At 70.3% G+C, this 2,865-nt stretch carries 2 protein-coding genes and 1 pseudogene; all 3 read left to right on the forward strand.

What is annotated here, in order from left to right; all coding sequences use genetic code 11:
- A pseudogene (locus G6024_RS13085) lies at positions 1-243 on the forward strand (hypothetical protein); the annotation flags it as partial.
- A 552-nt stretch (positions 244-795) separates the two neighbouring features.
- Complete coding sequence (locus G6024_RS13090; protein WP_132062368.1) at positions 796-1,713, forward strand: L,D-transpeptidase; 918 nt, start codon at positions 796-798, stop codon at positions 1,711-1,713.
- Between the two features lie 117 nt (positions 1,714-1,830).
- Entirely contained in the window at positions 1,831-2,772 is a 942-nt protein-coding gene (locus tag G6024_RS13095) for a L,D-transpeptidase (RefSeq protein WP_096906663.1), read from the forward strand.
- The last annotated feature ends 93 nt before the right edge of the window (positions 2,773-2,865 follow it).

A 2,865-nucleotide genomic window follows, 5' to 3' on the forward strand; every position in this document is an offset into this window, starting at 1 on the left:
GCCGGCCTGACGGCCCCGGGCGAGCCCGGGGCACCCGCCGCGGTCGGCCCACGGCCCGCCACGTTGTACATCGACTGCGTGGCGGCGCCCACCGGCGGCGGCGTCGAGGTGCACACGATCCTGGTCTCCGGCGACGAACTGTGGCACATCACCATGCTCAGGCCCGAGACGCCCAGATCACCGCAGACCGAGGCGGTCGCGCTGGCCGGGCTGCACCGCGTGGCACGGGAGATCGTCGGCTAGAAGTGGGCTGAAATGACGGGAACGGCGCCGGAGCCCCTCAGCATCCGACGCCGTCCCTCCATCTGGCAGATCGCGTACGATCCGGCCTCCACGCTGCCTCTCGGCTGCGGGTCGGCACCCCCCAGGTGCCCCGGTCGGGAAGACCGGCCCCTCGTTACGTGAAGTCGCAGCCCCTCAGCAACCACTTCACTTCGCCACCCACCCCTCGGCGGTGACTGAGATGACCCTATGTTGCACCTGCTGTTCGGTCAAGCCCATGATCAGGCGATTCTCCGTTGACTTCCGCTCAACTACGGCCCCCGCATGGATCTACCAGCAGTTCTCCCCGCGGCGATACCAACGAACGGTGGAAAGGTGCCCGGCCGGGTCGGTGCGCGTCCCCCGCGGAGCGGGCACCCACCGTGATCCCCGCCCGACCTCGGAGATGTACAGGCCGGGCACCTGATATGTACTGTTACTGATGTTACTTATGTGACGCGTGGGGTTGGCTGTCCGCCCTCACGCGACCCCCGCTGTCGCCGCCCGCCGCGGTACCCGCTTCCGAGGAGAACGATGTCTCGCCGCACCCGGTCCTTCGCAACGCTTCTGGCCACGGCCTGCCTCGTCGTCGTCGGCCTCTCCCCCGCCGCCTCCGCGCAGTCACTCCTCGGTCCCACCGGATCCACCGGCTCGGTCGGCGCGCTCGGACTCGAGTCCGCACCACTGCCCGCGGTCGGCGGATCGACCGGCGTGCTCACCCTGCCCGTCCCCGCCGTCGGACGGACCACGGCCGAGACAGGGGTGGCCTCGGTCTACCCCACCTCGGGCGAGACGGTGGGCGTCGCGCAACCGGTGATGATCCGGTTCGACCAGCCCGTCGCCGACCGTGCCCGCGCCGAGGCGTCGGTGGGAATCCGCACGGCGCCCGCCGTGGACGGCAAGTTCTACTGGGTCGGCGACTCGGAACTGCGCTGGCGACCACACGAGTTCTGGCCCGCGGGCACCTCCATCACCGTGTGGGCCGGAGGGCGTGAGACCGTCTTCCGCACCGGCGACGCGGTGATCTCGACCTATGACGACGCCACCCACACCGTCACCGTCACCCGCAACGGCCAGGTGGTGCGCACCATGAAGGCTTCCGCCGGCCGCGACGCCTACGCCACCCACAACGGCGTCTACTACAACGGCTGGCGGGCCCGCGAGGTGCGCATGGACTCGGAGACCTGGGGACTGTCCCGGACCGCCGGCGGGTACGACACGATCGTGGAGAACGGCGTGCGGCTGAGCTACGACGGCATCTTCATCCACTCGGCGCCGTGGTCGGTCGCCGACCAGGGTGTCCGGAATGTCTCGCACGGCTGCATCAACGTCAGCCCCGAGGACGCGGCCTGGTACTTCGACAACACCCGCAATGGCGACCCGTTCATCGTCACCGGCGGCCCCGGCCGACCGTTCGGCGCGTTCGACGGTCAGGGCGACTGGAACTACTGACCGCGGGCGGCCGCGGGCCGCCGCTCCGAAACACTTCGGTTGTGACGCACGATATATCCGGGTAGAAGTCTGTCGTAACGCTTAGAGAATCCCTCGCCGTCCTCAGGAGCCCCTCACATGACCCGTTCCTCCCGCCCCTCGGTGGCCGCCGCGGTCCTCGCCGCGATCGCGCTCCTCATGGGGGTGTCGGTCGGCGCGGGCACCGCCCCGACCGCCGAGGCCCAGTCCGTCATGCCGCTGAGCCCTCCCGGGGTGCCGCAGCTCGAGAACGCGCCCCTGTACACGCCGGCCATCCCGGGCGTCGCCGCGATGCCCGTACTGACCTACCCGGTCATCGGGCCCGCGCGGCCGACACCCGAGTACGGCAACGTCGACATCTTCCCCACCCCGAACGAGATCGTGGGCGTGGCACAGCCGGTCATGTTCTTCTTCGACCGCCCCATCCGCGACCGGGCGCGGGCCGAGGCCACGATCGGCATCCGCACCGAGCCGGCGGTCCCGGGCAAGTTCTACTGGGTGAACGACCGCGAGGTGCGCTGGCGGCCCCACGAGTTCTGGCCGGTCAACACCTCCGTGACCGTGTGGGCCGGTGGCAAGCGTCAGCAGTCGTTCCGGACCGGCGACGCCGTGATCGCCGTGTTCGACGACCGCACCAAGCTCGTCACCGTCACCCGCAACGGCCAGCACATCCGCACCATGCGAGCCTCCGCCGGACGGCCCGGCTGGGAGACCTACAACGGCACCTACTACACCGGCCAGCGCGGCCGTGAGGTCCGCATGAACTCGGAGACGTTCGGTCTGCGCATCGAGGACGGCGGGTACAACTCGATCATCAACGACGCCGTCCGGCTCTCCTACGACGGCATCTACATCCACTCCGCACCGTGGTCGGTCGCCGACCAGGGTGTCCGCAACGTCTCCCACGGCTGCATCAACGTCAGCCCCGCCGACGCCCGCTGGTACTACGACACCAGCCGCAACGGCGACCCGTTCATCGTCAAGAACGGGCCCGGCCGCCCGTTCGGCGCGTTCGACGGCCAGGGCGACTGGAACTACTGACGCCCGCTCGCCGGCGGCGCGGTCACCGGGGCGGAACGGGCGCGAGCACGCCCAGCAGCTGATCCGCGGGAACGCAGCGCGGCGGCGGGCCGG

The organism is Dietzia maris (assembly GCF_014144855.1).
In the GTDB taxonomy this organism is placed as follows: domain Bacteria; phylum Actinomycetota; class Actinomycetes; order Mycobacteriales; family Mycobacteriaceae; genus Dietzia; species Dietzia kunjamensis.